Below are 26,801 nucleotides of genomic sequence, written 5' to 3' on the forward strand. Positions count from 1 at the left end.
TTCCGCCCCGCTGTCCTGTCCCACCGTGTACACGGAGGTTTCCGCATGAGCAGCCTGGCCCGCATCCCTTTCTCCGTACTGGACCTGGCCCCGATAGTGCAAGGCCGCGACGCGGCTGACGCCTTCCGCAACACGGTTGCGGTGGCGCAGCACGTGGAACGCCTGGGCTACAAGCGCTTCTGGCTGGCGGAACACCACAACATCAACGGCGTGGCCAGCAGCGCCACCGCCGTACTGATCGGCCACGTCGCCTCGCACACCAGCACCCTGCGCGTGGGCTCGGGCGGCGTCATGCTGCCCAACCACGCGCCGCTGATCATCGCCGAGCAGTTCGGCACGCTGGAAACGCTTTACCCTGGCCGTATCGACCTGGGCCTGGGCCGCGCGCCCGGTAGCGACGGCGCCACGCAACACGCATTGCGCCGCGGTCCGCGCAGCGGATTGGAGTTCCCGGCGCTGGTGGAAGAATTGCGCGGTTTCCTCGCGCCTTCGCGCCCTGGCCAGCCCGTGCGCGCCATTCCCGGCGAAGGCCTGGACATTCCGATCTGGCTGCTGGGGTCCAGCGATTTCAGCGCGCGGCTTGCCGCGGAGCTGGGCCTGCCCTTCTCCTTCGCGGGACATTTTTCGCCCGAAGGCATGGCGGCCATGCGCCTGTACCGCCATTTGTTCAAGCCGTCGGCAACGCTGGCGCGGCCCTACGCCATGATAGGCGTGCCGGTCGTGGCCGCCGAAACCGATGAAGCCGCCAGGCGCCAGGCCACCACCCAGCAGCTGAAATTCCTGTCGCTGGTGCGCGGCAACCGCCTGCAGCTGCAACCGCCCGTGGACAGCATGGACGGCCTGTGGAACGAATGGGAGCGCGAGGCGGTCCATCAAAGACTGGGCGCGGCCATCGTGGGCGGCCCGGATACCGTCCGGCGCGAACTGGAAGCGCTGGTGGCCGAAACCGAGGCCGACGAAGTCATGATCGTCTCGGATTTCTACGATATCGCCGACCGCCTGCGTTCCTTCGAGATCGTCGCGTCGTTGAAAAACGGCGCCCCGGCAAGCACCGCGGCCTGAGGGCCGCAGCCCGCGCCTCAGGCGCCAACCATTGCGACGCGGCCATTACCCGCTCTACTATCGTTCTTAAAGCACCGAACGCCGCCGCAACGCCCCATCGGGTCCGGGACGGGCATACCCCGGGCCTCTGACACCGCTTTTTACGCCGCTCGCCGGCAAGGATTCAAAATGAGTATTGTTGAACTCACCAAAGACAGCTTCCAGGAAGCCATTACCCCCGACGGTACGCTGATCGTTGATTTCTGGGCGCCCTGGTGCGGCCCCTGCCGCGGTTTCGCGCCGGTATTCGAACAGGCCGCCACCGAGCATCCCGACGTCACCTTCGCCAAGGTCAATACCGACGTGGAACAGGAACTGGCCGGCGCGCTGGGCATCCGTTCCATCCCGACCCTGATGGTCTTCCGCGAAAAGGTCCTGCTGTTCTCGCAACCGGGCGCCTTGTCGGGCGGCCAGCTCAATGAGCTGCTCGCCAAGATCAAGGAAGTGGACATGGAAAAGGTCCATCAGGAAATCGCAGCTGCCCAGAACGGGCAGGACGCCTGAACGCTGCGCGGGCCGTGCGCCCCTGGGATCAGGACTCGACTTCCCAGGCCGCACGCCCGCGCGTGATGTTGGCGGCGGTCACTTCCAGGTCCGCCACCGCTGCGCGCGGCACCGTGAACCGTAGCGCCACCCCTTCCTCGTTGAAGTCTTCCTGCAGGATGGCCGCGCCTGCCTGAGCCAGGCGCGACTTCAGCAACGCCAGTTCGCCAAAACCGCAAGCGCAGGCGACGGTTGCAAGATCCACGATCTCGGTCCGCTCCCCCAGCCGCAGGCAGTTGGCCGCGCAGCCTCCGTAGGCGCGCACCAGTCCGCCTGCGCCGAGCTTAATGCCCCCGTACCAGCGCACTACCAGCACCGCCACGCGATCCATGTCCTGGCCTTCGATGGCTTGCAGGATGGGACGGCCGGCCGTGCCTCCCGGCTCGCCGTCGTCATTGAAGCGGTATTCCTGGCCGATGCGGTAGGCCCAGCAGTTGTGGGTCGCTTCGGCGTCGCTATGTTCGGCAAAGAAGCGCATGGCTTCGTCCACGCCGGACACGGGCGCCGCATACGCGACAAAGCGGCTTTTCTTGATGTCTTCCTGGTAGGTGCAAGGGGCGGTCAGCGTGTGCGTCATGACCGGCATTGTATGTGCCGCCAGTCCCTAGCCGTGGCAGTCGGGCACTTCCTGGTCGAGATAGACATCGAAGGCCACGTCGCGGGCCCACTTCGCGGTCATGGCCTTCCAGGCGCCCGCTCGGTCCCAGGAGCGCATTTCCTGGCTCAGCCAGTTGCGGCTGGCGGAGTCGGAGGCCGGCAGCAGCCACACGCGTTCACGCCGCGCGCCATCGGCCGCCAGCGTCGAGGAGAACTTCTTCCATTCCGGGAAGCGCACCAGCGGCTCCCAGACCGCGTCGTCGACCAGGCCGATATCGCAGCTGCCCTCGCGCACGGCGACCAGCGCATCGGACGGCACGCGGTAGGTGCGCACCACCGCGCCCCAGCTTTCGGCCAGGGCGCGGGAAGCGCTTGCGGCCTCCGCCATGCAGACGCTGCGGCCGCGCACGTCGGCGGGTCGGCGCAGGCTGGTGTCGCTGCGGATCACGGCCTTGGGTCGGGCGGCATAGCCTGTGGCTTGCGTCGCGACCGCGTCCGGCTGGGCCGACGCGCCGTCGGCCAGGACCAGGTCGACCCGCCCCGCCGCCAGCGCGGCAGCGGCCTGTTCCTGCGGCAATTGCACCAGGCGCACCGGCAGTCCCAGGCTTTGCGCCAATCTATCGGTCATTGCGGCGTCCAGGCCGTCCGGCGTGCGGATCTTGGCGCCGGCCGCGGGCGGTGGCGCCAGGTAAGGCACGCCCACCACCAGCTCGCCGCGCGCCCGCGCCGCCGCGAAGGCGTCGGGCTGCGCCTGCGCGAAGCCCGATGCAACCAGGCAGGCGCCGAGGACAAACAGACGGATGCGGCCAATCATGCAGGACTCCTGTCGCCCTCAGACGTACTGGTAGCGCAGCAGGCGGTGCTTGAGGTTTTCAAGCACGAACTGGTCGATCAGCGCGGCCAGCACGGCAATGACCAGGATGTTGGTCATGACGCCGGTCATGTCGGCGATTTCGCCCGAATAGGCCAGCGAACGGCCCAGCCCCTTGCCGAAGCCGATCAGCATTTCCGCCGAGATCAGCGCGCGCCAGGCATTGCCGAAGGCGAGCTGCGCGCCGGTGATGAGCTCGGGCATCACGGCCGGCAGGTAGACCCGCTTGACCAGTCCCCAGCGCGTGGCGCCCATGACGCGCGCCGCCGATACATGCACGCGCTGCACGGACTCAGTCGCGTTCATGACGCTGAGCGCGGCCGGGAAGAAAGCCGACAATGCCACAACGACGATGATGGGCGTATTGCCGAAGCCCATCACGATGAGGAACAGCGGCACCCAGGCGATCGACGGAATCGACTGCAGGATGACGATGGCGCTGCGCAGCACTTCGCGGAAGAAGAACAGCACAGCCGCCACCAGGCCGAAGCCGATGCCGGCCGCCAGCGCCAGGCCGTAGCCCGCGCCCAGCCGCCCCAGCGTGCCCAGGAGGCTCTGGTGGAAGGACTGCTTGCCCAGGTCTTCGACCAGGCGCTCGACCACGGCCGGCACGCCCGGCATCAGGAAGTCCGGCAGCGCGAACGCCGCCAGTTGCCACAAGGCCAGGATGAACAACACGCCCAGAACGCCCGCGAAATGCTTGCGGGCGCCGGTGACTCGGGTAGATGCGCTCAAAGCTTGCGAGCCTCTTGCCAGGACAGGTCGACGATGCTGGAGACGTCATACGGCTTGCCGTCGCGCGTCTTCAGCGAACCCTGGGCTTGCAGGATGTCGGCGATTTCCTGCATGCGGCGGGTGTCCTTGTCGGTCAGCTTGGGCGTGAAGACCTGCGTGCCGATGGCTTCGGCGATGACGGTCTCGCGCGGCAGTTCGCCACGGGTCAGGGTCTTGAGCGTGGGTTCGGCGATGAAGTAGGACGCGATCAGCTTGGAAGCCTGCGCGGGTTCCTTCTGCAGCAGCTGGATGGCCTGGTTCTGCGCATCCAGCGCCTTCCAGACGTCGTCCTTGCGCTTGGCCAGCGTTTCGCCGGAGGTGATCACCACCATGCACGGGAACGGCCAGGCCTGGCCCACTTCATAGATCTGCTTGACCGGCGCCACCAGTTGCGCGATGCGATCGTAGGGTTCGAACAGGAAGGCCGCGTCCACGCGCTTGCCCACCAGCGACTGGACCGCCACGGCCGGGCTTACGCCCATGACGTTGACGTCGTCCGCAGCCAGGTTGCCCTGCTTGAGCACCACGCCCTTCAGCACCACGTCGGCAGTGCTGCCTTCGGCCTGGGAGGCCAGGGTCTTGCCCTTCAGCCCGGCGATGTCCTTGATGCCGGAGTCTTCGCGCACGATCAGCGAGTGGTAGCCCTGCTGCGCACCGCCCACCACCTTCAGGTCCGCGCCCTTGGAGGCCCAGGCCACCGCGTTGGTGAAGCCCAGCACGCCGATGTCCAGCTGGCCGCCGACGATGGCCTTGATCAGGTCGGTGCCCGACTTGAACTCGATCAGTTCGGAATCCAGGCCGGCCTTTTTGTAGTAGCCGCCCTCTTGCGCGACGATGGCCTGCGCATCGTCCATCACGCGCAGATAGCCCACACGGAATTTCTCGGCCGCCATCGCGGGGGCTGCCGCCAGCAGCGCCGCGGCCAGCGGCAGGGACAGCCATTGCTTCAGTTTCATGGGAAGTGCTCCAAGGTATGCAGGGCCGGCCGACGCGCACGCGCCGCCAGCAAGAATCCAGATCCGGGGGTCAGGCTGCCAGGGCCAGGTCCGCGTGCTCGCCCGAACCGTCCACCGCGATGCCGAGCAGGCGCAGGATCTCGCGCTTCTCGGCCGCCAGGCCGGACAGGTCATGGGTCTTTTCGCGGTGCGCGAGGTTGAACTCGCGCAGCACGCGCGCCGGGCGCGGGCTGAAGACGATGATGCGGTCGGCCAGGAACAAGGCCTCGTCCACGTCGTGCGTCACCAGCAGCACGGTGGGCTTTTCCTGGGCGATGAGCTGGCGCAGGACGTCCTGCAGGCTCAGCCGGGTCAGCGCGTCCAGCGCGCCGAAAGGCTCGTCCATCAGCATGGTCTGCGGCTGGGCGATGAAGGCGCGCGCCAGCGCGGCGCGCTGGCGCATGCCGCCGGACACCTGATGGGGGTAATAGTGTTCGAAGCCGGCCAGGCTGACGCGCGCCAGCCACTGGCGCGCGGCTTCACGGGCGCGGGGCTTGGGCGTGTTCTGGAATTCCAGCGCCAGCGCCACGTTGTCCTCCAGCGTCAGCCAAGGGTACAGCGCGTGTTCCTGGAACACCAGGGTACGGCTGGGATGGGGGCCGGCAACCGCCTTGCCGTCGGCCAGCACGCTGCCTTCGGTGGGCTTTTCCAGGCCGGCCGCCAGATGCAGCAAGGTGGACTTGCCGCAACCCGAGGGGCCCACCAGGGCAACCAGTTCACCGGTCTTGATTTCGCTGGTAAAGCCGTCCACCACCGGCAGTTCGCCGAAGTGCTTGTGGACGTGATCGAAGGTGAGATTCATGGAACGTATCGTGGCGGGCCAAAAATGAGCCTCCAATCTAACAATTCGTTATATGAATCCAAACTATCAATATTGAATGTCTTAACTTCTTTTCGTAATAAAGAACGCATCAACAGCGTTCTGCCCGGACTGGTTACGGACATCGAACGGCGGCCCCATCCCGCCGGCAATACTCAATTCGAATCGATAACGCGTAAAACGATATTGGACCCTCGCTACCTCCGTCATTAAGGTGGACCCCAGACATAACGGGGCCCACCCCGATCGGAGCGACATGGAGCGAGACAACACCGCCGCCGCGCAGCCGCGCGGCGCGCTATCCCACCTCAAGATCCTGGACCTGACGCGCGTGCTGGCCGGCCCATGGGCGACGCAGACGCTGGCCGACATGGGCGCTGACGTCATCAAGGTAGAGCGCCCTGGACACGGCGACGACACGCGCGGCTGGGGGCCGCCTTTCCTGACCGGCGCCGACGGCGCTGAGACCCGGGACTCGTCCTACTTCCTGAGCGCCAACCGCGGCAAGCGGTCAATTACCGTGGACATCGCCACGACGGAAGGCCAGGCTCTGATTGCGGAACTGGCGAAGGACTCCGACGTGCTGGTCGAGAACTACAAAGTCGGCACGCTGGCGCGTTATGGACTGGACTACGACAGCCTGCGCGCCATCAATCCGCGCCTGGTCTATTGCTCGATCACCGGCTTCGGCCAGGACGGACCCTACGCGCCGCTGCCGGGCTACGACTTCGTGTTCCAGGGTATGGGCGGACTGATGAGCATCACCGGCGACCCCGCCGGCGAGCCGATGAAATCCGGTATCGCGATCACGGACCTGCTGACCGGCGTCTACGCCAGCACGGCCATATTGGCCGCAGTCGAACACCGCCGCGTCAGCGGCGTGGGGCAGTACATCGACATGTCGCTGCTGGACTGCGTGATCACGATCTCGTCCTACCAGGCCATCAACTACTTCCTGTCCGGGCGGGTGCCGCAGCGCATGGGCAATGCCCATTCCAACATGGTTCCGTACCAGGTATTCGCCTGCAAGGAAGGCTCGGTCATCGTCGCCGTCGGCAATGACGGCCAATACCGCGCCTTCTGCGGCGCCATCGGCCGCGCCGACCTGGCCGCCGACGAACGCTACGCCACGGCCGGCGGGCGCAATCGGAACCGCGACACGCTGATACCGCCGATCGCCGAGGCGATGCTGGCGCGCACCATGCAGGAATGGGTGCAGATACTGCAAGCGGTCAACGTGCCCTGCGGGCCCATCTACGACATCGAACAGGTATTCCAGGACCCGCACGTGCGCCATCGCGGCATGCAGTTGTCGCTGCCCCATGTCTCGGGCGTGGACACGCCGGCCGTGGCCAACCCCATCCGCATGCGCGACACCCCCATGCGCTACGACCGCGCCGCGCCGGCGCTGGGCCAGCACACCGACGCCGTGCTGCGCGAGCGGCTGGGCCTGGACGAAGCCCGCATCGCGCAGCTGAAAGGCCGCGGAATCATCTGACCCCAACCGCCGGGCAGGCGGCCATGACAACAACCCAGGAGACACCACCATGCGCATCATCACCGCCGCAGTCTGCAGCGCCCTGACCCTGGCGGCCCTAGCGGCCGCCCCCGCGTCGGCTCAGGACGCGCCCGTCCGCTTCATCGTGCCCTACCCGCCCGGCGGCGCCGCCGACCAGATCGCGCGCCTGGTGGCGCAGGAAATGAGCAAGGGCGGCGGCGCGACCATCATCGTCGAGAACAAGCCCGGCGCCGCCGGCATGATCGCCGCCGACTACGTCGCCCGCGCCAAGCCCGACGGCAAGACTTTCTTCGTCGGCTCCAACGCCCCGCTCGTGGTGAACCAGGCGCTCTACGCAAAGATGACCTACGACCCGTCCAAGGACTTCGTCCCGGTCTCGGGCATGGCCAAGTCGCCGCTCTTGCTTGTGGTGCGCCATGACCTGCCGGCGCGCGACGTCAAGGCCTTGATCGCCCTGGGCAAGCAATCTCCCGGCAAGCTGACCATGGGCTCGGCCGGCACCGGGAACATCACCTATCTTGCCGGCGAATACGCCGTCAGCAAGCTGGGCTTCCAGGTCACGCACGTACCCTACCAGGGCAGCGCCCCCGCCATCGTCGGCCTGATGGGCAGCAGCACCGACATGATGTTCGACGCCCTGCCCTCCAGCATGACGCAGGCGCAGTCCGGCAAGATCCGCCCCTTCGCCGTGCTCGACGACAAGCGCTTCGCCGGCCTGCCCGACGTACCCACCGCCGCCGAGCTCGGCTATCCCGGCATCGACGCCAGCGCCTGGTTCGGCCTGGTGGCGCCCGCCGGCACGCAGACCGCCGTCGTCGATCAGATGAACCGCGGCGTCAACCAGGCGCTCGCGCAGCCGGAACTGCAGCGCAAGCTCACCAGTATCGGCGCGGTGGCCATGCCGGGCGACGCCCAGGTGTTCGCCGCCTTCGTGCAGGCCGAGCGCGACCGCTGGCTGCCGGTCGCCCGCGACCTGGGCCTGAAGGCCCAGTGAAAAGAGCCCCCCATGATCACCTTGGACTCCATCGAGGCGCTGCGCGCCTTTTCCGGACAGCCTCCCGCGCTGACTCCCTGGCAGACGGTCGACCAGGACACCATCAACCGCTTCGGCCTGGCCACTGGCGACACGCAGTGGATCCACATGGACCCGCAGCGCGCGCAGGCCGAATCGCCCTACGGCGCGGCCATCGCCCACGGCTTGCTGACGCTCTCGCTGCTGCCCAGCCTCTATGCGTCGGCGATGCGCTTTCCGAACCGCAGGCTGGCGGTGAACTACGGCTTTGACCGCGTGCGCTTCACCCAGGCGGTCAAGGCCGGCGCGCGCATCCGCGGCGCGTTTGCGCTGACTGGCGTGGACGAGCTGCCGGATGGCCAGGCGCGCCTGGCGTGGGACGTTCGCATCGATATCGACGGCGAGGAAAGACCGGCGCTGGTTGCGCGCTGGCTCACGCAGATCGCCTATCACGCAGGCAAGGAGCAGGCATGACACTGAAGATCACCCGCCACGGCGCCACCGCCGTGCTGGCCATGGACCGCCCCGACCAGCGCAATGCGCTCAGCCTGGAGATGCGCGAGGCGTTCGCGCGCGCCCTCCCGGAACTGCGCGAGGATGACGGCATCAAGGCCGTCGTCCTGACGGGTTCGGGCGGGCATTTCTGCGCCGGCGGCGACATCAAGTCCATCGCACAGGCGCATGCCCAGGGCCTGGACGCCTTCGAGGGGCGCGCGCGCATCCGCAAGATCCACCAGTGGTACGACGCGCTGGTGGATCTGGAGAAACCCGTCATCAGCGCGGTGGAAGGCGTGGCTTTCGGCGCCGGCCTGTCGCTGGCGCTGTGCGCGGACTACGCCATCGCGCGGCGCGGCGCCACCTTCTGCGCGGTGTTCGCCCGCATCGGCTACGTGCCCGACATGCTGGGCATGTATCTGCTGCCGCGCGCCGTCGGGCTGGCGCGCGCCAAGGAACTGGTGTTCACGGCCCGGGTCTGCGACGCCGAGGAAGCGCTGGATCTTGGGCTGGTGCAGGCGCTCTGCGACGGCGATCCGCTGGAACAGGCGCTGGCCATGGCCGAACGTTTTCACAACGCCCCGACGCAGGCGCTGGGGCTGGCCAAGACCATCATGAACCGGACCTTCGAATCCAGCCGCGAAGACATCTACGCGCAGGAAGCCATGGCCCAGGCCATCTGCCGCGACAGCGCCTTCCACCGCGAAGCCGCCCGGCGCTTCGTGGAAAAGCTGCCCCCCGCCTACAAATGGGATTGAACGACATGCCTACGCAAACCCAAACCGCCGAACCGGGTCCGCAGGCCCGCTACGAGGCCTATCTGAACGAAGGCCGTTTCATGCTGCAGCGCGACCGCGCCAGCGGCGAATTCTTTTTCTATCCGCGCGTAGCCGCGCCGCGCAGCGGTTCGCGCGACGTGGAATGGGCCGCACCCAGCGGACTGGGGCGGATCTACGCCGCCACCGTCATCCACCCCCGGCCGCCCGAAACGCCCTACGGCGTGGTGCTGGTCGATCTGGACGAAGGGCCGCGGCTGATGTCACGGGTGGACGGCATCCCCGCGCAGGACGTGCGCATCGGCGCCCGGGTGCGCGCCCGCGTCGTCCAGGAGGCCGGATGCGGCGTGCTGGTGTTTGAACCTGTGGCGGAGCAAGCATGACCCAAGACCGTTTCCCGCGCGGCAAGGCCGCCATCGTCGCCGCAGCCACCTACGGTATCGGCCAGACCCCGGGGCTGAGCTCGATGGACCTCGCCGTCCAGGCCAGTCTTGCGGCCCTGGACCAGGCAGGGCTGCGCCCGGATCAGGTCGACGGCCTTTTCATCGGTCTGCCCGATGACTTCATGTCCGGCCTGGGCTTTGCCGAATACCTGGGCATCTCGCCTCGCCTGACGGAGAACAACCGCACCGGCGGGTCCTCCTTTCTGACGCACGCCATGTGGGCCGCGCTGGCCTTGGAAGCGGGGCAATGCGACGTGGCGCTGATCGCCTACGGCAGCAATCAGCGCAGCGGCGCGGGCAAACTGGTGAGCTCCATGCGCCCCGCCCCCAACGAAGCGCCCTACCGCCTGGCGCGTCCGGTGGGCGCCTATGCGCTGGCGGCTTCGCGCTACGCCCACCAGTACGGCCTGAAGCGCGAACAGCTGGGCGCGGTGGCCATCGCCGCCCGCCAATGGGCCATGCTCAATCCTGAAGCCTACATGCGCGAACCTCTGGACATGGCGCAGTACCTGTCGGCCCGCATGGTGGCCGAGCCCCTGAGCGTGCGCGACTGCTGCCTGGTCACCGACGGCGCCGCCGCCGTGGTGATGACCCGCGCCGACCGGGCCCGCGACCACTGCGCCCGGCCCGCCTATCTGTTGGGCGCGGCCGCCGCCACGGACCACCGCGAAATCACCAATATGCCGGACCTGACCGTCACGGCGGCCGCGCGCAGCGGCGCGCGCGCCTTTGCCCAGGCCGGCGTGCGGCCGCGGGACATCGACGTGCTGGAGCTGTACGACGCCTTCACCATCAACCCGATCCTGTTCCTGGAGGACCTGGGCTTCTGCGCCAAGGGCGAAGGCGCGGCGTTCGTGGAAAACGGCCGCATCGCGCCCGGCGGCGAGCTGCCCGTCAACACCAACGGCGGCGGCCTGTCCTGCGTGCATCCCGGCATGTACGGCCTGTTCACCATGGTTGAAGCCTACGTGCAGCTGGCCGGCCTGGGCGGCGCGCGCCAGGTGCCCGGCGCCAGCCTGGCGCTGGCTCACGGCAACGGCGGCGAGCTGTCCAGCCAGGCCACCCTGATCCTCGGCACGGCCGAAACCCTCTGAACCCGACAAGGAAAACCATGAACCGCACAGCTTTTCTGCTAGACCAGCGCAGCATCATCGTGACGGGCGCCGCCCAGGGCATAGGCCGCGCCATCAGCGAACTGGCCATGCAATTAGGCGCGCGCGTGACCGCCGTCGACATGAACGCCGACGCTCTCGCCGCATTCGAGCGCGAGGCGCCCAAGGATCAGTTGCTGACCCTGGCCGGCGACGTGTCGGACCCGGCATTCGCGGCCGCGGCCGTCGAGCGCGCGGCGCAGCGCTACGGCGCGGTGGACGGCCTGGTGAACAACGCGGGCATCACCCGCACCGCCATGATAGAAAAAATGACCCAGGAAGCCTGGCAAAAGGTGATCGACGTGCACCTGACCGGATCCTTCCAGTTCCTGCAGGCCGTCGGCCGCCACATGCTGGCTGGGGCGCGCGAGACTGGCAAGCCCGGCGGCTCCATCGTCAACATCACCTCGGACGCGGGTCGCCGCGGCACCATAGGCCAGATCAACTACGCCGCGGCCAAGTCCGGCGTGCTGGGCCTGACCATGAGCGCGGCGCGCGAATGGGGCAAATACGGGATACGCGTCAACACCATCGGCTTCGGCGTGGTGGAAACGCCCATGACGGAGACCATACGGGGGGACAAGTTCCGCGACACCTATCTGTCGCAGATCCCGCTGGGCCGCTTCGGCCAGCCTGGGGAGGTGGCGTGGCCGGTGTGCTTCCTGCTGTCGGATGCCGCCTCGTACATGACGGGGCAGCACCTCTATGCCAATGGCGGCATGACCATAGGCATGTAGGGAAAATCCAGGGCCGCGGCCAGATGCTTCTGGCGGCGGCCCGCGGCGGCCTCAGCCGTCGATGCCGCGCGAGGTCAGGTAGTCGTCGTAGCCGCCGCGGTAGTCGACGATCTCGCCCGTGGGCAGGATCTCGATCACGCGCGTGGCCAGGCCGGACACGAACTCGCGGTCGTGCGACACGAACACCAGCGTGCCTTCGTACTTTTCCAGCGCGAACTGCAGCGATTCGATCGATTCCATGTCCAGGTGGTTGGTGGGCTCGTCGAGCAGCATGACGTTGTGCCGGCCCAGCATCAGGCGGCCGAAGGTCATGCGGTTCTTTTCGCCGCCGGACAGCACCTTGGGCGCCTTGGGCAGGTCGTCCGCCGAGAACAGCAGGCGGCCCAGCACCGAACGGATCGACTGGTCGTCGTCGCCCGGTTGGCGATGGTCGCCCATCCAGTCCAGCAGGTTGATGTCGGTCTGCAGAAACTGGTCGGACACGTCCTGGGCCATGTAGCCCAAGTCGGCGTTTTCGGACCACTTCACTTCGCCCGAATCGGGCTGCAGGTCGGTGGCCAGCAGGCGCAGCAGGGTCGTCTTGCCGACGCCGTTGGCGCCGATGATGGCGATCTTTTCGCCTGCGTCGACCATGGCCGAGAACTTGCGGATGACGGGCGCGTCGTAGGCCTTGGACAGGTTTTCGACGGTGACCGCCAGGCGGTGCATGACCTTGTTCTGCTCGAAGCGGATGTACGGGTTCTGGCGCGACGAGGGCTTGACCACGACCTGGTCGGCCTTGATGCGGTCGATCTGCTTCAGGCGCGAGGTGGCTTGGCGCGACTTGGACTTGTTGGCGGCGAAGCGGCGCACGAAGTCCTGCAGTTCGGCCACGCGTTCCTTGGCCTTGGCGTTGTTGGCCACCAGGCGCTCGCGGGCCTGGGTCGAGGCCAGCATGTAGTCGTCGTAGTTGCCCGGATAAATGCGGATCTCGCCGTAATCCACGTCGGCCATGTGCGTGCACACCTGGTTCAGGAAGTGGCGGTCGTGGCTGATGATGATCATCGTGCTCTGGTAGCTGTTGAGCACGTTTTCCAGCCAACGGATGGTGTTGATGTCCAGGTTGTTGGTCGGTTCGTCCAGCAGCAGCACGTCCGGATTCGAGAACAGGGCCTGCGCCAGCAGCACGCGCAGCTTCCAGCCCGGCGCCACTTCGCGCATCGGCAGGTTGTGCTGGTCGACGGCGATTTCCAGGCCCAGCAGCAGTTCGCCGGCGCGGGCTTCGGCGGTGTAGCCGTCGTACTCGGCGAACTTGGCTTCCAGGTCGGCCGCGCGCATGTAGTCGTCTTCGGTCGCTTCCGGATTGGCGTAGATGGCGTCGCGCTCGGACATGGCGGCCCACATCTCGGTGTGGCCCATCATGACGACGTCCAGCACGCGCAGGTCTTCAAACGCGAACTGATCCTGGCGCAGCTTGCCCAGGCGCACGCCCGGCTCCAGCGACACGTTGCCCGCCGAGGGTTCCAGGTCGCCGCCGATGATCTTCATGAAGGTCGACTTGCCGGAACCATTGGCCCCGATCAGCCCGTAGCGGTTGCCTTCCCCGAACTTGACGCTGACGTTCTCGAAAAGGGGTTTGGGACCGAACTGGATGGTGAGATTGGCGGTGGAGATCACGGTATGTTTGAGTCTTTGGGCGTCCGGGGACGCATGCGGAGAAACCCGATAGTGTACCAAGCATCCGTGAATCGCATCCAGGCCGGGCAAGCTACCTGCTGAAGCATCTGGAAATGCTGCATGGCATTTGATGTCACAACGTAAACATTTGTATTAATTGGGGTACTATTGCGGGCAACTCAGCGCCTATGGCCGCCAGGCCGGTCAGGCGGTTGCAACCCACCTCCCCCGCTACGTGGCAGACGCCAACCACTCCTCCGAGAAAGTCGAGCTTTCCTATGGCCGGTCGCTGATCGTGGCGGCCATCGTCGCGATCGTGATGTTGTGGGCGACGCCCCGGCTCACCCCCAGTTCCGACCTGCTCACCTATGCGGCGGCGCGGCTCCAGGCCCGGCTGGTCGGCGGCCACTACGACATCGCGCACCGCAACGACACCACGGTCGTCCTGATCGACGACGACTCCCTGGACCAGCAGAAAGGCGCCTGGCCGGTGCCTTACAGGACGCATGCGCGCTGGCTGCGCAACATCGGCCTGATCCACAAGCCCAAGGCCATCTTCCTGGACATCACCTTCGGGCGCGAGCGCGACGATCCGACCCTGCCCGAGCTGGCCGCCGCCCTGTGCGAGCTGCGCGACGCCAACATCCCGGTGTTCCTGGCCGCGCTGCCCGATGCGCAGGGCAACCTGAGCCTGCGTTCGGGCCTGGAAGCGCCCGCGGGCGAGAAGCCATGCTTCACCATGGTCGACGTGCGCTACACCCCCAGCAAGGTGGACCGGCTGGTATGGAGCTATCCCCTCTGGTCGGGCGAGCACGCGCGCAGCGCGGCGCTGGCCATCGCCCAGGACGCGGCGGGGGTGGCCATCACGCGCACGCACGAAGCCATGGCCTTGACCTGGGGCGTCGACAACCTGGACCAGCGCCGCTTCAGCATGGAATGCCGGCAGGCCCGCGGCGGCTACATGGAAATGCTGCCGTCCTACGTCCGCAGCCTGCTGGGCGACCCGGACGCCGCCCAGCCCATCTGCCCGTACACGCGCGCGCTGACCCTGTCCGAACTGCGCGCGCCAGAAGCCGACGGCGCCCGCCTGGCCGACATGCTCACGGGGCGCTACGTCATGATCGGCGCCGCGCTCAGCGGCTTCAACGACACCGTGCTGTCGCCCGTGCATGACGCCATCCCCGGCGTGTTCATGCACGCCATGGCGCTGGACAATCTGCTGACCTACCAGGACGACTACAAGCGCGCCCTCGAATGGGAAATCTGGCCGCCCAATGTTCTGTGGCTGCTGGGCATCCCGGTCGTCATGCTGGCCCATTTCCTGCATTGGCTGGCGCAATGGCTGCGCGGTAATACGCGCTTGGGCGGCCGGCTGCTGGCCCCGCCCGCCGAATGGCGGCTTTTTGCCGATGCGCCCGCCCTGCCGCTGCCGCCGGCCGCGCAAGCCGGCGACGGCTGGAAGGCCAAGGCCGGGCGCCTGTCAGCCCTGCTGCGCGACCGCGCCGCGCGCCTGTGGCTGGCGCGCTGGTTGACGTCCAAGCTCTGCGTCGCGGCGTTGCTGCTGCTGCGCAAGGCGGCCGCCATCGTCCTGTCCTCGCTCATCGTGCTGTACATCGTGCTGCTTGCGCAGCGCTGGCTGAACGTGGGCACCCTGCCCATCGTCGACCTGGCAATCATGGCCCTGGCCGCCCACTGGCTCGGCTGGACCAATCGCGCCACCGCCTTTCTTTTTGGCAAACCGGACCGCGCTTCCGCGCCGGCGTCCACGACACCCTCGCGGGAGCCATCCGCTACCCGCCCACAACAGGAGTAGAAACGCATGCCCAAGCCCTCCTCCCTGATTACCGCGCTGGCCGCGGCCGCTCTTGCGCTGGCTGGCGCGAGCGCCTCGGCGGCGGACGCCATCGTCGGCCTGAACATCAAGCCCGTGCCGCTGTATGCCAAGTCGGACGGCGGCGCGCCCGCGGCCAAGTCCGATGGCCAGGGCATGCCCTGGCCCGTGCTCGAAGAGGCCAATGAGTTCTACCACGTCAAGGTCGACGGCAAGGACTATTGGGTGGACAGCATGCACGTGCGCATCGCGCGAGGCTCCGCCGCGCAATGCGGGCCTGTGATCAAGGGCGTGCCGCCGCCCACCGGCTCGACCGCAGGCGCGGGCGAGAACGTCTGCCGCTGAGCCGCCCATGCGATCCGCCCACATCCTGCGCATGGCCGCCGTATCCGGCGCGCTGCTGCTGAGCGCCTGCTCCACGCTTCCCGGAGGCAAGGGTTTTTCGGTCACGGCCGGCCAATTGCCTCCGCCTCCCGCCGACCGGCAATGGCCCGACGCCAACCTGGACGCGCGCAACCAGCGCGCCCAGGGCATGGGCCTGGTCGCCATGCCGGAGATGGAAACCTATCTGAACGGCCTGCTTGCCCGGATCAAGAACGCCGCGGGCGTGCCGGGCTGGCCTGGCGCGGTTCACGTGACCTCATCATCGGCGCTGGAAGCCTACAGCACCGGCGCGGGCAACATCTACCTGTCCATGGGCTGGCTGGCCTCGGCGGAATCCGAGGACGAGATCGTCGCCATCCTGTCCCATGAGTTCGGCCACGTCTACCTCGACTACCACCAGATGGAATCGGTCAATGCCGCGGGCGACCAGGTCGCATCGTTGGCGGCCGTGGGCGTGGCGCTGGCCCGCAAGGCCGGCAGCGCCACCGGTTGGAGCCCCGTGGACAGCGTGATCGCCTCGTATACGCTGGGCAAGAACATGCTGGTGCCGGCCTGGGGCCGGCAGCAGGAAGAAAACGCCGACCGTTTCGGCGCCACTGTCAGCCTGGAACTGGGCTACTCGTATACGCAAGGCTTCAAGGCGTTCCTGGAACGCCAGGCCACCTGGGAAGCCGAGAACGCCCAGGTACAGGCCGAAGCGCGCCAGCGCATGCTCGAGCAGATCAAACAGGCGGCGGCCGACAACACCCGCAAGCGGGAGGCGGCCAAGGGCAACAGCATCGCACCCCTGACCGAAATGCAGGCCTCGTTGAATTCCGGCGTGGCCGGCGCCAGCGAAGGTTTGCGCACCGGCCTGGAAGACATCTGGAACAAGCTGACCGTCAGCCATCCCGACACCGGCGCGCGCCTGGCCGCGCTGACCGAACAGGTCATGCCCCTGATGGCGGGCAAGCCGCGACCTGCGGCGGCGACCGCGCCCTGGAACAAGGCCCGCGCGCAACGCCGCACGGCCGCGCTGCTGAAAAACTACAAGACCGCAGCCGAGGCGCAGCAGGCGCTGCAAGCTCAGGACTATCCGCGCGCCCGCAAGCTCGCGGCCCAGGCCGCTTCGGGGCCCAGCGCCGCGCACGCCCTGCCCTTGCTGACCTTGAGCATGGCGCAGGCGGAGTCCGGCGCGCGCGGGTCCGCCTTGCTGGACCGCAACCTCGCGTCCGAGCCCGACCGCGCGTGGCAGGTGTACGTGCTGCGCGCCAATAATCTGCTGGGCGCGGGCCAGTCCGGGCCGGCCTCCAAGATCATGGGCCAGGGCTTCGAGTACTTCCGTGGTTCGGCGCTGGCATGGCCCGAAGCCATCCGCTTCTATGGTCAGACCCAGGGCTGGGATCAGGCGCGCAAGCTGGCGCAGGAATGCGCGTCGCGCTTCGCGAGCTATGCCGGGGAGTGCAGCAAGGCGGCACAGTCGCCCGCCGAGCAGGCCGAGGCCAAGCGACGCAGCGAGCAGAAGGCGCAATCGCTGGTCGACAGGCTATTCAAGTAGCAATGAGAAAGGGGCGCTCGGCGCCCCTTTCCTTTTTTAGTGCGTGTGTTCGTCCAGCACTAGGTGCGCCATGCCTTTCTCGGTGGCCAGGCCTACCTTCTGCCCGATCGGCAGCGTCGCCTTGGTGGCGACATGGCCGTACGGCAGCCCCGTCACCACCGGCACCTTGACCGTCTTGCGCAGCCAGGCCACGACTTCGTGCAGGTCGTAGCCGTTGTCGTGCGGCGCCAGCTTGTAGTCCGAGAAGCGGCCCAGCACGATGGCCTTCTGCTTGCCCAGGATGCCGGCCTGCGCCAGCTGGATCAGCATGCGTTCGATGCGGTAGGGATGCTCGGCCACGTCTTCCAGGAACAGGATGCCGCCCCGCACCTTGGGCATGTAGGGCGTGCCCAGCAAGGACGTCAGCATGGCCAGGTTGCCGCCCCACAGGATGCCGCGGCAGTCCACCGCATCGGCGTCCTGGGTTTCGAAGCTGAGGATTTCCAGTTCGCCGCGCATGATCTCGCCGAACAGCGCTTCGGTCAGGTCATCGACCTTCTTGCCGCCGAAGTCATAGACGGCCGAGGCGCCGGTATAGCTGACCGCGCCGGTCTGTGCCAGCAGGCCCAGGTTGAAGGCAGTGAAGTCGCTCATGCCCACGAATCGCTTGCCGCTGTCGGCCATGGCCTTCCAGTCGATGGCAGGCAGCAGCCGGCCCATGCCGTAACCGCCGCGCGTCACCATGACGATGGGCAGCTTCTGCTTGGCGGCGCGCGTCAGGCTGGCCAGGCGCTGCGCGTCGGTGCCGGCAAAGCGCTGGTGCTGCGCGTACGCAGTGCGGTCCACGGCGGTCTTGAAGCCCTGTTGCTGCAGCCGTTCGCGCGCCAGTTCGACGGCGGCCGGATCGCGCACGGCAGACGACGGCGAGATCAGGTAGATGCCGTGGGCGTCGGGCAGCACGTGGGCGTGGGTGTGGTCATGCCCGCAGTCTTCATCACATTCGTGGCCTGCGTGGCCATGATCGTGGTTGTGGTCATGGTCGTGGGCGGCGGCGGCTTTCGCGCCGCGCGCCTTGGCGCCTTGGGATTTGCTCATGCTGCGGATTCCTTGCTGCGGCGCTCGCGGAAGAACCGGCGCAGCAGCTCGCCGCAAGGTTCCGCCAGCACGCCGCCGGTGACTGAGGTGTGATGATTGAGTTTGGGGACCGAGCCCACGTCCAGCACGCTGCCGCAGGCGCCGGTCTTGGGATCGTAGGCGCCGAACACGACGCGCGCGAGCCGCGCATGCAGCATGGCGCCGATGCACATGACGCAGGGCTCCAGCGTGACGTATACGGTGATGCCCGGCAGCCGGTAATTTTCCAGCGCGCGCGCGGCGCCGCGCAAGGCGACGATCTCGGCGTGGGCGGTGGGGTCGTGGTCGATGATGGTGCGGTTGTAGCCGCGCCCCAGGATGTCGCCCTGGGCCGACACCACCAGCGCGCCTACCGGCACCTCGCCGATGTCGTAGGCTGCTTGCGCCTGTTCCAGCGCCAGTTCCATGAAGCTGGCATCCTGCGCGGTCCAGGCCGGGACCGCCGCCATCGGGACTGCTTCAACCACGGTACACCCGGGACTTCAGCGCGATGCGGCCGGCCAGGCTGGTCACGGCCTCTTCCAGCCATTGGTAGAGCTCGGCGTGCTCGTCGTAGCGGGCCTGGTTCAGGTTCGATACCCGGCCCTCTTCGATGAAGCCCCAGGCCCGGCTGCGCTTGTCGCGATGCTTGGGGTCCCAGACACCGAAGGCGAAGCCGCCGGCGCGGCGGATCAGCGAAAAGCACGGGATGTCGGTGTAGCCGTCGCCGACGAACACCATCTGGTCGAACGGCACGCGCAAGCGGTCCTCGGGCACCTTGCGGTTGACCTCGAAAGGCTTGTTGCGGAAGTCGCGGCCGATGATGCCCTTCTGGATGTGGAACAGGTAGCGGGTCTTGTCGGTAAAGCTGACGATGCGTCGCGGAAACGCGATGCCGCCGTCCGCGCCGTAGATGAATTCGGACGCCCAGATCTCGGTGAACTCATGCGCGATGGGCGTAGACCTGACCACGTCGCCGATGCCGCTGGAAATCAGGTAGAACTCCAACTGCACCTGCGGCTGTTCGGCCCGCACGGCGGCGCGCAGCCGCTGGAACAGCGTGGGCACGCCGTCGTGCAATTCCAGCCGGGCGCCCCAGTCCTTCAGGCGCTGCTGCGTGATGAGGCCGTGCTTGCCCGATTGCGACAGCTGGATCATCTGGTACAGATAGGCGGGCACGGGATCCCAATCCTGCTGCGAGAGCAAGGGATCGACCTCATCCTTCCAGAAGGATGCCGTGTCCACGCCCATGCTTTCCAGGAAGCCGGACGTGCTGTCCGAGGCCAGCGTGTCGTCGAAGTCGAATATCAGGGCGATGACGTCGGACATGTATATGCGTGAAAAAGGGGCGACAGCCGCCATTTTGCCTGAATGTGGCGGCGGCTGCGCCCCTGGAGGCCCAAGGCGGGCGGCCCTGCCGCCCCGGCCCCGACTGTCGCTTACTGGCGCACCGGCGCGGTCATGGGCGCTGCCGCCGGCGCGGGCGCCATGCCCGGCGCGCCGGCCGCGGGCGGCACGGTGTCGGCCGGCACCTGGATCACGGTTTCACGCAGCACGCCCCCGCCCTGCACGCTGCCGCGCACATTGGTCGGCGAGGTCATCTGCGTGACGCAGTCCTGGCGCGAGGCGGCCGGCAGGCGGTTGCAGCGGTCCAGCATGTTCTGCTGCAGTTGGTCGTTATTGCCGTCCTTGAGGTTGTTGCGGCCGCTTTCCTGGCGCGCCGCGCCGGCTTCGCGCATGCAGGCGGCCTGGTCCTGGCCGGTGGCGCCGCTCTTGCATGCCGCCACGTCCTGCTGGTACTGGGACTGAGCTGAGCCGCGGCCGGTCGCATCAGCCGCGTGGACCGCTCCCGCGGCCAACATCAGGCCAGCGGCACAAAGCGTCGCCGCGAGGCGTTTGGTATGCATGGGTCGTGTAGTCATGGTCAGCTCCTTGAAGTTGATTGAACCGTTACCCACTATCCCACGATGACGCTTCGGCTACATGTCCAGCGACGTGAAATCGTAAGACTACGTTTCAATTGACGCGACGCAACAAACCCTGCCTTTCCCCTTAACTTGCGTCGCGCTCGGCGTCGGTCTTGCTCAGGCGATTACGGTAGGTTGCCGCACGCATGAGCAGCATGGCGGTCACGGGCGAAGACACGATCAGCAGCAGCGTGATGATGACTTCATGAAACACAGGCCGCGAGGACAGTGCCGAAAACACCAGGATGGACGCCGCGAGCACGCAGCCGCAACCCATGGTGTTGCCCAAGGTGGGCGCATGGATGCGGGCATAAAAGGTACGGAAGCGCAGCAGGCCGGCCGAACCGGTCAGCGCAAGCAGGCCGCCGAGCACCAGCAGGATGCTCGCGGGTATGGCGGCCCACAGCGGGATCTGGGCGTCGATCATGGCTCGATCACCTCGCCGCGCAGCAGGAAGCGCGCCATGGCGGTGGAACCGACAAAGCCGAACAAGGCGATCAGCAGCGCAATGTCGAAATACACGGAAGTGCCGGAGCGGATGCCGAACACCAGCATGGTCAGCATGCCGTTGATGTAGAGCGTGTCCAGGGCCAGCACGCGGTCCTGCGCGGTGGGACCGCGCAGCAGCCGGATGGCGGCGAAGACCATGCCCAGCGCGAAGCAGAGCAAGGCGAAGGACGCCGCCCAATAAAGTATGTTGTTCATTCGAAAATCTCCATCAGCGGGCGCTCGTAGCGTTCCTGCACCAGCTTGATCCAGTCGCCTTCGTTCTGCAGGTCCAGCACGTGCAGCTTCAGGCTGTGGTCGTCGGTCAGGTCCACCCAGACGGTGCCCGGCGTGTATGTGACGATGCAAGCCAGCATCGCCAGGCCGTGCGGGTCGCGCATGGTCAGCGGGATCATGATGAACCCGGGCGAAAAGTCATTGCGGCGCGGATTCAGGATCAGCCGCGCCACGGCGATATTGGATTTGATGATGTCCGCGGTCACGTGCAGGAACAGCGGCACCGCCTTCCACAGGCGGCGCGGCTTGGCCCTCAGCGGCCGCAGGCGCGACGCCGCCCAGGTGAACCAGAGCGCCAGCGCGATGCCCAGCGCGATCTGGCCCGCGGACGCGCTCTGGTTGAGCACCAGCCACAGGACGAACAGGTAGACGGGCAGGAACAGGAAGTAGAGGCGGCGCATCAGCTTCCTCCCTTGAGGCCGCGCACGGTCTGCGCGGACATGACGGCGTCGATATAGGACTTGGGCTGGTCCAGCGACCGTGCCGCGTCGTCCAGATAGGCCGACACGGGGCCGGCGCCGGCCGCCAGGCCCACGCACAGCAGCAACAGCACGGCCACCGGCCCGGCTTCGATCAAGCGCAGGCGCGGCGTGCTGCGGTCATCGCTGGCCCAGAACACGCGGATGCCGGTGCGGCCCAGGCCGATAAGGCCCGCCAGCCCCGACAGCAACACCGCGGCCACCAGTATCCAGGCGTCCATGGGCACGACCGATTCGTTGGCGGCCGACACCGCCGCCGACAGCAGCGACAGCTTGGCGACGAAGCCCGACAGCGGCGGCAGGCCGGTTACCAGCAAGGCGCAGGAAATGAAGGCCAGGCCCAGGAAGGCCATGGCGGCGGGAATGGCCACGCCCACCACGTCGTCGGAACGGTTGACCGAGGCCGGGTCGTCCAGGTCGAATGCGTCCAGGGTGACCGCCAGCACGTTGGCGCCGAAGCTGCGGGTGCGCTCGATCAACTCAGCCAGCAGGAAGAACGCGCCCGTGGTCAGCACGGAGCTGAGCAGGTAGAACAGCGCCGGCCCCGTCAGCGTCACGCCGGGCATGCCCAGTGCGGTCAACAGCGTGCCGGCCGACACGATCACGCAGTAACCCACCATCTTTTCCAGTTGCTGGGTCGCCAGGAGGCCCAGGCCGCCGAACAGCAGCGTGGCCAACCCCGCCGCGAACATCCAATCCAGGCTGAAGGCCGCCGGCGCGCCGGTGGGCAGCAGCAAGGAACCGATGCGCAGCAGCGCGTAGATGCCGACCTTGGTCATGATGGAAAACATGGCCGCGACGGGGGCGCCAGCCGAGCCGTAGCCCTTGACCAGCCAGAAGTTCAGCGGCCAGGCGCCCGCCTTGACCAGGAAGGCCACGCCCAGGATGGCCGCGCCCGCCTCGAACAGCATGCGGTCCGCGCCCGCCAGGTTGCCGGCGCGCACCGCCAGGTCCGCCATGTTCAGCGTGCCGGTGACGCCGTAGATCAGCGCGATGCTGATCAGCAGCAGGAACGAGGCCACCAGGTTGACCGCAATGTACTGCAGGCCGGCGCTCACGCGCGCCACGCCCGAGCCGTGCAGCAACAGGCCATAGGACGCCGCCAGCAGCACCTCGAAGAATACGAAGAGATTGAACAGGTCGCCCGTGAGGAAGGCGCCGTTCAGGCCCATCAGCAGGAACTGGAACAGCGAATGGAAATGCACTCCGGCGCGGTCCCAGCGCGCCAGCGCATAGACCAGCGTCGCCAGCCCCAGCACCGCGGTCAGGGCCAGCATCACCGCAGCCAGGCGGTCGACCACCAGCACGATGCCGAAGGGCGCGGGCCAGTCGCCCACCAGATAGACCCCCACCCCGTCCGGCCAGACGCCAGGCACGCCGCCGCCCGCCACCACCAGCAGCGCGATGGCGGCGGCCAGTTGGCCCAGCGTCGAAACCAGCGCAATGGCGCCACGGGTGTAGCGGCGGGTGTCCGCCAGCAGGAGCATCGCCGCGCCAGCCGCCAGCGGCGTGACGATGGGCAATACGGGCAGGTGTTGCAGCCAAAAATTCAAGATTGGGACTCCCGTCCATCAACGTGGTCGGTACCCGTGAGGCCACGCGAGGCCAGCAGCACAACCAGGAACAGCGCGGTGGTGGCAAAGCCGATCACGATGGCCGTGAGCACCAGCGCCTGCGGCAGCGGATCCGCATACCAGGAAGGATCATGGGCCATTGCCGGATCGACCACGGGCGGACGGCCCGAGGTCAGCCGGCCCATGCCGAAGATGAACAGGTTCACCGCGTAGGAAACCAGCGACAGGCCCATGATGAACTGGAAGGTCCGCGGCCGCAGCAGCAGCCAGACGCCCGAGCCCGCCAAGACACCAATAGCGATGGCGTATATCAATTCCATCAGGCTTCCCCTGTTTGTGCGGCCGCCGCCTGGATTTCGACGGCAGCCTTGCGTTGCGCGCGCAGCGATTGGTGGGCCAGCGCCACCAGCACCAGCACGGTGGATCCCACGACCAGCATGTAGACGCCCAGGTCGAACAGCAGCACGCTGGACAGATGCACGTGGCCGATCAGCGGCAGCGCGACATCCCAGGCCAGCGCCGCCAGGAAAGGCTTGTAGGCGAGCCACGCGCTCACCGCCGCGGTGCCGGCGAACAACAGGCCGATGCCGATCCAGTTCTGCGGGTTGAGGCGGCTGCGAGACTCCACCCAGTACACGCCGCCGACCATGTATTGCAGGATGACGGCGGTGGCGAAGATCAATCCGCCCACGAAACCGCCGCCCGGCTCGTTGTGGCCGCGCAGCAGGAAGTACACGGAAATCAGCGCGGCGGTGGGCAGCAAGAGGCGCACCAGCACGGTCGGCACCATCATCGAACCCGTGGGCACCAGCGACTTGATGTCCGGCGCGGCCGGCACGCCGCCGTCCTGGTCGATCTGCTGGCGCGGCAGGTCCGCGCTTTCGGCGGCCGGACGGAAGCGGCGCAGCAGCGCGTAGACGGTCAGCGCCACGATGCCCAGCACCGTGATTTCGCCGAAGGTATCGAAACCGCGGAAGTCCACGAGGATCACGTTCACCACATTGGTGCCGCCGCCATCGGGCAGCGCGCGGTCGACGAAATACGAGGAGATGGTGTCGCCTTGCGGCCGCACCAGCACCGCATAGGCCAGTGCGGCCATGCCGGTGCCCGCGGCGCCTGCCAGCAACAGGTCGCGCAGACGCCGCCCGCGAGCCCGCAGCGTGGCCTTCAGGCTTTCGTCTTCATCCTGTGCAATGCGCCGCGGCAGCCAGCGCAGGCCCAGCAGCAACAGCACCAGGGTCACGACCTCGACCGACAGCTGGGTCAGCGCCAGGTCGGGCGCCGAGAACCAGACGAAGGTCAGGCAGGTGATCAGGCCGGCGCCGCCCGCCAGCGCCAGCGACGCCAGGCGGTGGTACTTGGCCTGGAAGGCGGCGGCCAGCGCGCAGCCCGCGCCCACCAGCCACAGCAGCGCGAAGGCCGGATCGATCGGCGTCATGCGGCCCGAGCCATCCAGCCAGCCGCCCGCGCGCAGCGGCAGCCAGGCCACGAACAGCGTACCCAGCACGATCAGCAGCATCTGCACCTGCAGGCGCGAGGACGCCAGCCAGCGCAGCAGCCAGGCCGCGGCCACGCTGGAGCCGTCCAGCAGCGCCTCGAAGCTGCGGCGGCCGTCCAGGCGGTAGATGAACGGCACCCGGCCCGGATTGGCGCGCTGATGGGCGCGCAGGGCGAGATAAAGCAGAATGCCGGCCGTGGTCGCAACCAGGCTCATGACCAAAGGCAGGTTCAAGCCGTGCCAGACGGCCAGGCTGTACTCCGGCATGTCCTGACCCAGGATGCTCTGGGCCGCGGTCGCCAGGAACGGGCCGACCGTCAGGCCCGGCACCACGCCCACCAGCAGGCAGATCGCCACCAGCAGCGCGCTGGGGAACAGCATCCAGCGCGGCGGCTCGTGCGGGGCGCGCGGCAGGTCGGTGGCCGGGGGGCCGAAGAACACCTGCAGGATGAAGCGCAGCGAATAGGCCACGCTGAACGCGCCCGCAATGGTGGCCACCAGGGGCAGGCCGATCTCGGTGATGCGGTCGCCGCTGACGAAGGTGGTCTCGGCGAAGAACATTTCCTTGGACAGGAAGCCGTTGAGCAGCGGCACCCCCGCCATCGACGCAGCCGCCACCATGGCCAGCGTGGCGGTGATCGGCATGGCCTTGTACAGGCCGGACAATCGGCTCAGGTCGCGCGTGCCGGTCTCGTGGTCCACGATGCCCGCCGCCATGAACAGCGAGGCCTTGAAAGTGGCGTGGTTGATCATGTGGAAGATGGCGGCCACCAGCGCCAGCGTGCTGTTCAGGCCCAGCAGCAGCGTGATCAGCCCCAGGTGGCTGATGGTGGAGTACGCCAGCACCCCTTTCATGTCCTGCTGGAAGATGGCGGCGTAAGCGCCCAGCACCAGCGTGATCAGCCCCGCCCCGCCGATGATCCAGAACCATTCGTCGGTGCCCGACAGCACCGGCCAGAAGCGCGCCAGCAGGAACACCCCGGCCTTCACCATGGTGGCCGAATGCAGGTAGGCGGATACCGGCGTGGGCGCCGCCATGGCGTTGGGCAGCCAGAAATGGAACGGGAACTGCGCGCTCTTGGTCAGCGCGCCCAGCGCCACCAGGATCAGGACGGCCGGATACCAGGGGTCGGCCCGCACCAGATCGCCCGCGGCCAGCACGCGGTCCAGGTCATAGCTGCCGACGATATGGCCCAGGATGAGGACGCCGGCCAAGAGGCACAGCCCGCCGCCGCCCGTGACCGTCAGCGCCATGCGCGCGCCGCGGCGGGCGTCCAGGCGGTGATGCCAGTAGGCGATCAGCATGAAGGACGCCAGGCTGGTCATTTCCCAGAACATGACCAGCTGGATCAGGTTGCCCGACAGCACCACGCCCAACATGGCGGCCATGAAGGCCTGGAAGAAGGAGAAAAAGCGCGGCACCGGATCTTCCGGCGACATGTAGTAGCGCGCATACAGCACCACCAGCGCCCCCATGCCGGAGACGATCAGCGCGAACAGCCAGGCGTAGCCGTCCATGCGCAGGGTGAACTGCAGGCCCAGGGCGGGCGCCCAGGGCATGTCGAAGCGGACCACGCCGCCGTTGGCGACCTCGGGATAGAGGCTGATGACCAGCACCACACAGACCAGTGCGATGAGGCCCGCCAGCCAGGCCTCGGCATTGCGGGCGTTGGATGGCAGAAGCGCGGCGCACAGGCTGCCGGCAAACGGCAGAGCGAGGATCAGGATCAGCGACATGGCGTTCCGAGAGTGTCCGGGCCCCCTCCCGCCAGCGCAAGGCAGCGAAAGACGAACAGACCGGGGATTGAAAAACGGACGGAACCCTGGCCCGGTGCGTCGCTGCACTACACGTTGCCCCGCGGGGGGCATCAACCAACGCCATTGAACGGCGCAGACAGAAACAAACGCAATAGCTTTCTTGCAAGACCGGCCAAGAATCTCATACGAAAAATATCAGATTCTTGTAAGTTATGCAGAGATTTATGTGTTTACGATGCGGATGACAGCAAGATCGATGCGCAATCCTTGCGCAATTGAAATATTCCGGAAGCTGTTCATGTCTTTGTCAGCATTGGATTTTTTCGTCTATTGCCGTCTTCTCCGGGCAACGGCGCCGTAAAAAAATAACCCTGGACAAGCCAGGGTCTATCCGGGTTGACCGACGGA

At 67.3% G+C, this 26,801-nt stretch carries 28 protein-coding genes; 12 read left to right on the forward strand and 16 right to left on the reverse strand.

What is annotated here, in order from left to right; all coding sequences use genetic code 11:
• Positions 1-45 precede the first annotated feature (45 nt).
• Both HV793_RS15325 and HV793_RS15330 read left to right on the forward strand, forming a co-directional pair.
• A complete protein-coding gene (locus HV793_RS15325; RefSeq protein ID WP_054453967.1) occupies positions 46-1,062 on the forward strand; it encodes an LLM class flavin-dependent oxidoreductase in 1,017 nt (338 codons plus the stop codon).
• Positions 1,063-1,230: 168 nt separating this feature from the next.
• Complete coding sequence (locus HV793_RS15330; RefSeq protein WP_013394055.1) at positions 1,231-1,605, forward strand: thioredoxin family protein; 375 nt, start codon at positions 1,231-1,233, stop codon at positions 1,603-1,605.
• A gap of 28 nt (positions 1,606-1,633) precedes the next feature.
• Here the strand turns inward: HV793_RS15330 and HV793_RS15335 are convergent, their stop codons facing one another.
• The 5 genes from HV793_RS15335 to HV793_RS15355 form a co-directional block, all read right to left on the reverse strand.
• Positions 1,634-2,221, reverse strand: a complete 588-nt coding sequence (locus HV793_RS15335; RefSeq protein WP_054454822.1) for an IMPACT family protein — start codon at positions 2,219-2,221, stop codon at positions 1,634-1,636.
• A 27-nt stretch (positions 2,222-2,248) separates the two neighbouring features.
• Positions 2,249-3,055, reverse strand: coding sequence for a transporter substrate-binding domain-containing protein (locus HV793_RS15340; protein WP_119449662.1), 807 nt, complete (start codon positions 3,053-3,055; stop codon positions 2,249-2,251).
• 18 nt (positions 3,056-3,073) lie between these two features.
• Positions 3,074-3,847: an ABC transporter permease gene (locus tag HV793_RS15345; RefSeq protein ID WP_054453964.1), complete on the reverse strand. Its 774-nt coding sequence runs from the start codon at positions 3,845-3,847 to the stop codon at positions 3,074-3,076.
• Positions 3,844-4,842, reverse strand: a complete 999-nt coding sequence (locus HV793_RS15350; RefSeq protein WP_054453961.1) for an ABC transporter substrate-binding protein — start codon at positions 4,840-4,842, stop codon at positions 3,844-3,846. Before HV793_RS15350 ends, HV793_RS15345 begins: the two co-directional genes overlap by 4 nt.
• A gap of 70 nt (positions 4,843-4,912) precedes the next feature.
• Positions 4,913-5,683 carry an ABC transporter ATP-binding protein gene (locus tag HV793_RS15355; RefSeq protein ID WP_054453958.1) on the reverse strand — a complete coding sequence of 257 codons (771 nt, stop codon included), beginning with the start codon at positions 5,681-5,683 and terminating at the stop codon, positions 4,913-4,915.
• 274 nt (positions 5,684-5,957) lie between these two features.
• Between HV793_RS15355 and HV793_RS15360 the strand changes: the two genes are divergently transcribed.
• From HV793_RS15360 to HV793_RS15390, 7 genes are read left to right on the forward strand one after another with little or no spacing between them, the layout of a single operon-like run.
• Positions 5,958-7,199 (forward strand): CaiB/BaiF CoA transferase family protein, encoded by a 1,242-nt coding sequence (locus HV793_RS15360; RefSeq protein ID WP_054453956.1) that lies wholly within the window; start codon positions 5,958-5,960, stop codon positions 7,197-7,199.
• Between the two features lie 49 nt (positions 7,200-7,248).
• Positions 7,249-8,214, forward strand: coding sequence for a Bug family tripartite tricarboxylate transporter substrate binding protein (locus tag HV793_RS15365; RefSeq protein ID WP_054453953.1), 966 nt, complete (start codon positions 7,249-7,251; stop codon positions 8,212-8,214).
• Between the two features lie 12 nt (positions 8,215-8,226).
• Positions 8,227-8,706 (forward strand): MaoC family dehydratase, encoded by a 480-nt coding sequence (locus HV793_RS15370; RefSeq protein WP_054453951.1) that lies wholly within the window; start codon positions 8,227-8,229, stop codon positions 8,704-8,706.
• Positions 8,703-9,485, forward strand: a complete 783-nt coding sequence (locus HV793_RS15375) for an enoyl-CoA hydratase/isomerase family protein (protein WP_175213460.1) — start codon at positions 8,703-8,705, stop codon at positions 9,483-9,485. The genes HV793_RS15370 and HV793_RS15375 overlap by 4 nt, the downstream gene beginning before the upstream one ends.
• Before the next feature lie 5 nt (positions 9,486-9,490).
• Entirely contained in the window at positions 9,491-9,886 is a 396-nt protein-coding gene (locus HV793_RS15380) for a Zn-ribbon domain-containing OB-fold protein (RefSeq protein WP_054454816.1), read from the forward strand.
• Entirely contained in the window at positions 9,883-11,040 is a 1,158-nt protein-coding gene (locus HV793_RS15385; protein WP_054453947.1) for a thiolase family protein, read from the forward strand. Before HV793_RS15380 ends, HV793_RS15385 begins: the two co-directional genes overlap by 4 nt.
• A gap of 17 nt (positions 11,041-11,057) precedes the next feature.
• Positions 11,058-11,834, forward strand: coding sequence for an SDR family NAD(P)-dependent oxidoreductase (locus tag HV793_RS15390; protein WP_119449657.1), 777 nt, complete (start codon positions 11,058-11,060; stop codon positions 11,832-11,834).
• Positions 11,835-11,885: 51 nt separating this feature from the next.
• Here the strand turns inward: HV793_RS15390 and HV793_RS15395 are convergent, their stop codons facing one another.
• Positions 11,886-13,490 (reverse strand): ABC-F family ATPase, encoded by a 1,605-nt coding sequence (locus tag HV793_RS15395; protein ID WP_119449656.1) that lies wholly within the window; start codon positions 13,488-13,490, stop codon positions 11,886-11,888.
• Positions 13,491-13,725: 235 nt separating this feature from the next.
• Between HV793_RS15395 and HV793_RS15400 the strand changes: the two genes are divergently transcribed.
• From HV793_RS15400 to HV793_RS15410, 3 genes are read left to right on the forward strand one after another with little or no spacing between them, the layout of a single operon-like run.
• Entirely contained in the window at positions 13,726-15,303 is a 1,578-nt protein-coding gene (locus HV793_RS15400) for a CHASE2 domain-containing protein (protein ID WP_054453945.1), read from the forward strand.
• 6 nt (positions 15,304-15,309) lie between these two features.
• A complete protein-coding gene (locus tag HV793_RS15405; protein WP_054453943.1) occupies positions 15,310-15,666 on the forward strand; it encodes a hypothetical protein in 357 nt (118 codons plus the stop codon).
• Positions 15,667-15,673: 7 nt separating this feature from the next.
• Complete coding sequence (locus HV793_RS15410) at positions 15,674-17,242, forward strand: M48 family metalloprotease (RefSeq protein ID WP_175181025.1); 1,569 nt, start codon at positions 15,674-15,676, stop codon at positions 17,240-17,242.
• A 36-nt stretch (positions 17,243-17,278) separates the two neighbouring features.
• Here HV793_RS15410 and HV793_RS15415 read toward each other — a convergent pair whose 3' ends face one another.
• The 10 genes from HV793_RS15415 to HV793_RS15460 form a co-directional block, all read right to left on the reverse strand.
• Positions 17,279-18,316 (reverse strand): LD-carboxypeptidase, encoded by a 1,038-nt coding sequence (locus tag HV793_RS15415; RefSeq protein WP_175213461.1) that lies wholly within the window; start codon positions 18,314-18,316, stop codon positions 17,279-17,281.
• Positions 18,313-18,804, reverse strand: coding sequence for a tRNA adenosine(34) deaminase TadA (tadA, locus tag HV793_RS15420; RefSeq protein ID WP_054453937.1), 492 nt, complete (start codon positions 18,802-18,804; stop codon positions 18,313-18,315). The genes HV793_RS15415 and tadA overlap by 4 nt, the downstream gene beginning before the upstream one ends.
• A 10-nt stretch (positions 18,805-18,814) precedes the next feature.
• A complete protein-coding gene (locus HV793_RS15425) occupies positions 18,815-19,663 on the reverse strand; it encodes an HAD family hydrolase (RefSeq protein ID WP_059380070.1) in 849 nt (282 codons plus the stop codon).
• Between the two features lie 110 nt (positions 19,664-19,773).
• Positions 19,774-20,256, reverse strand: coding sequence for a hypothetical protein (locus HV793_RS15430; RefSeq protein ID WP_225590252.1), 483 nt, complete (start codon positions 20,254-20,256; stop codon positions 19,774-19,776).
• A gap of 130 nt (positions 20,257-20,386) precedes the next feature.
• Positions 20,387-20,728: a monovalent cation/H(+) antiporter subunit G gene (gene mnhG / locus HV793_RS15435; RefSeq protein ID WP_054453932.1), complete on the reverse strand. Its 342-nt coding sequence runs from the start codon at positions 20,726-20,728 to the stop codon at positions 20,387-20,389.
• A complete protein-coding gene (locus tag HV793_RS15440; RefSeq protein WP_013394078.1) occupies positions 20,725-21,006 on the reverse strand; it encodes a K+/H+ antiporter subunit F in 282 nt (93 codons plus the stop codon). Before HV793_RS15440 ends, mnhG begins: the two co-directional genes overlap by 4 nt.
• Positions 21,003-21,485 (reverse strand): Na+/H+ antiporter subunit E, encoded by a 483-nt coding sequence (locus HV793_RS15445; protein ID WP_054453929.1) that lies wholly within the window; start codon positions 21,483-21,485, stop codon positions 21,003-21,005. The genes HV793_RS15440 and HV793_RS15445 overlap by 4 nt, the downstream gene beginning before the upstream one ends.
• A complete protein-coding gene (locus tag HV793_RS15450) occupies positions 21,485-23,116 on the reverse strand; it encodes a monovalent cation/H+ antiporter subunit D (RefSeq protein ID WP_054453928.1) in 1,632 nt (543 codons plus the stop codon). The genes HV793_RS15445 and HV793_RS15450 overlap by 1 nt, the downstream gene beginning before the upstream one ends.
• Positions 23,113-23,457, reverse strand: coding sequence for a Na+/H+ antiporter subunit C (locus tag HV793_RS15455; RefSeq protein ID WP_054453926.1), 345 nt, complete (start codon positions 23,455-23,457; stop codon positions 23,113-23,115). Before HV793_RS15455 ends, HV793_RS15450 begins: the two co-directional genes overlap by 4 nt.
• Positions 23,457-26,372 carry a monovalent cation/H+ antiporter subunit A gene (locus HV793_RS15460; protein ID WP_054453925.1) on the reverse strand — a complete coding sequence of 972 codons (2,916 nt, stop codon included), beginning with the start codon at positions 26,370-26,372 and terminating at the stop codon, positions 23,457-23,459. The genes HV793_RS15455 and HV793_RS15460 overlap by 1 nt, the downstream gene beginning before the upstream one ends.
• Between the last annotated feature and the right edge of the window lie 429 nt (positions 26,373-26,801).

This window comes from Achromobacter aegrifaciens (assembly GCF_902859965.1).
GTDB lineage: Bacteria > Pseudomonadota > Gammaproteobacteria > Burkholderiales > Burkholderiaceae_B > Achromobacter > Achromobacter aegrifaciens.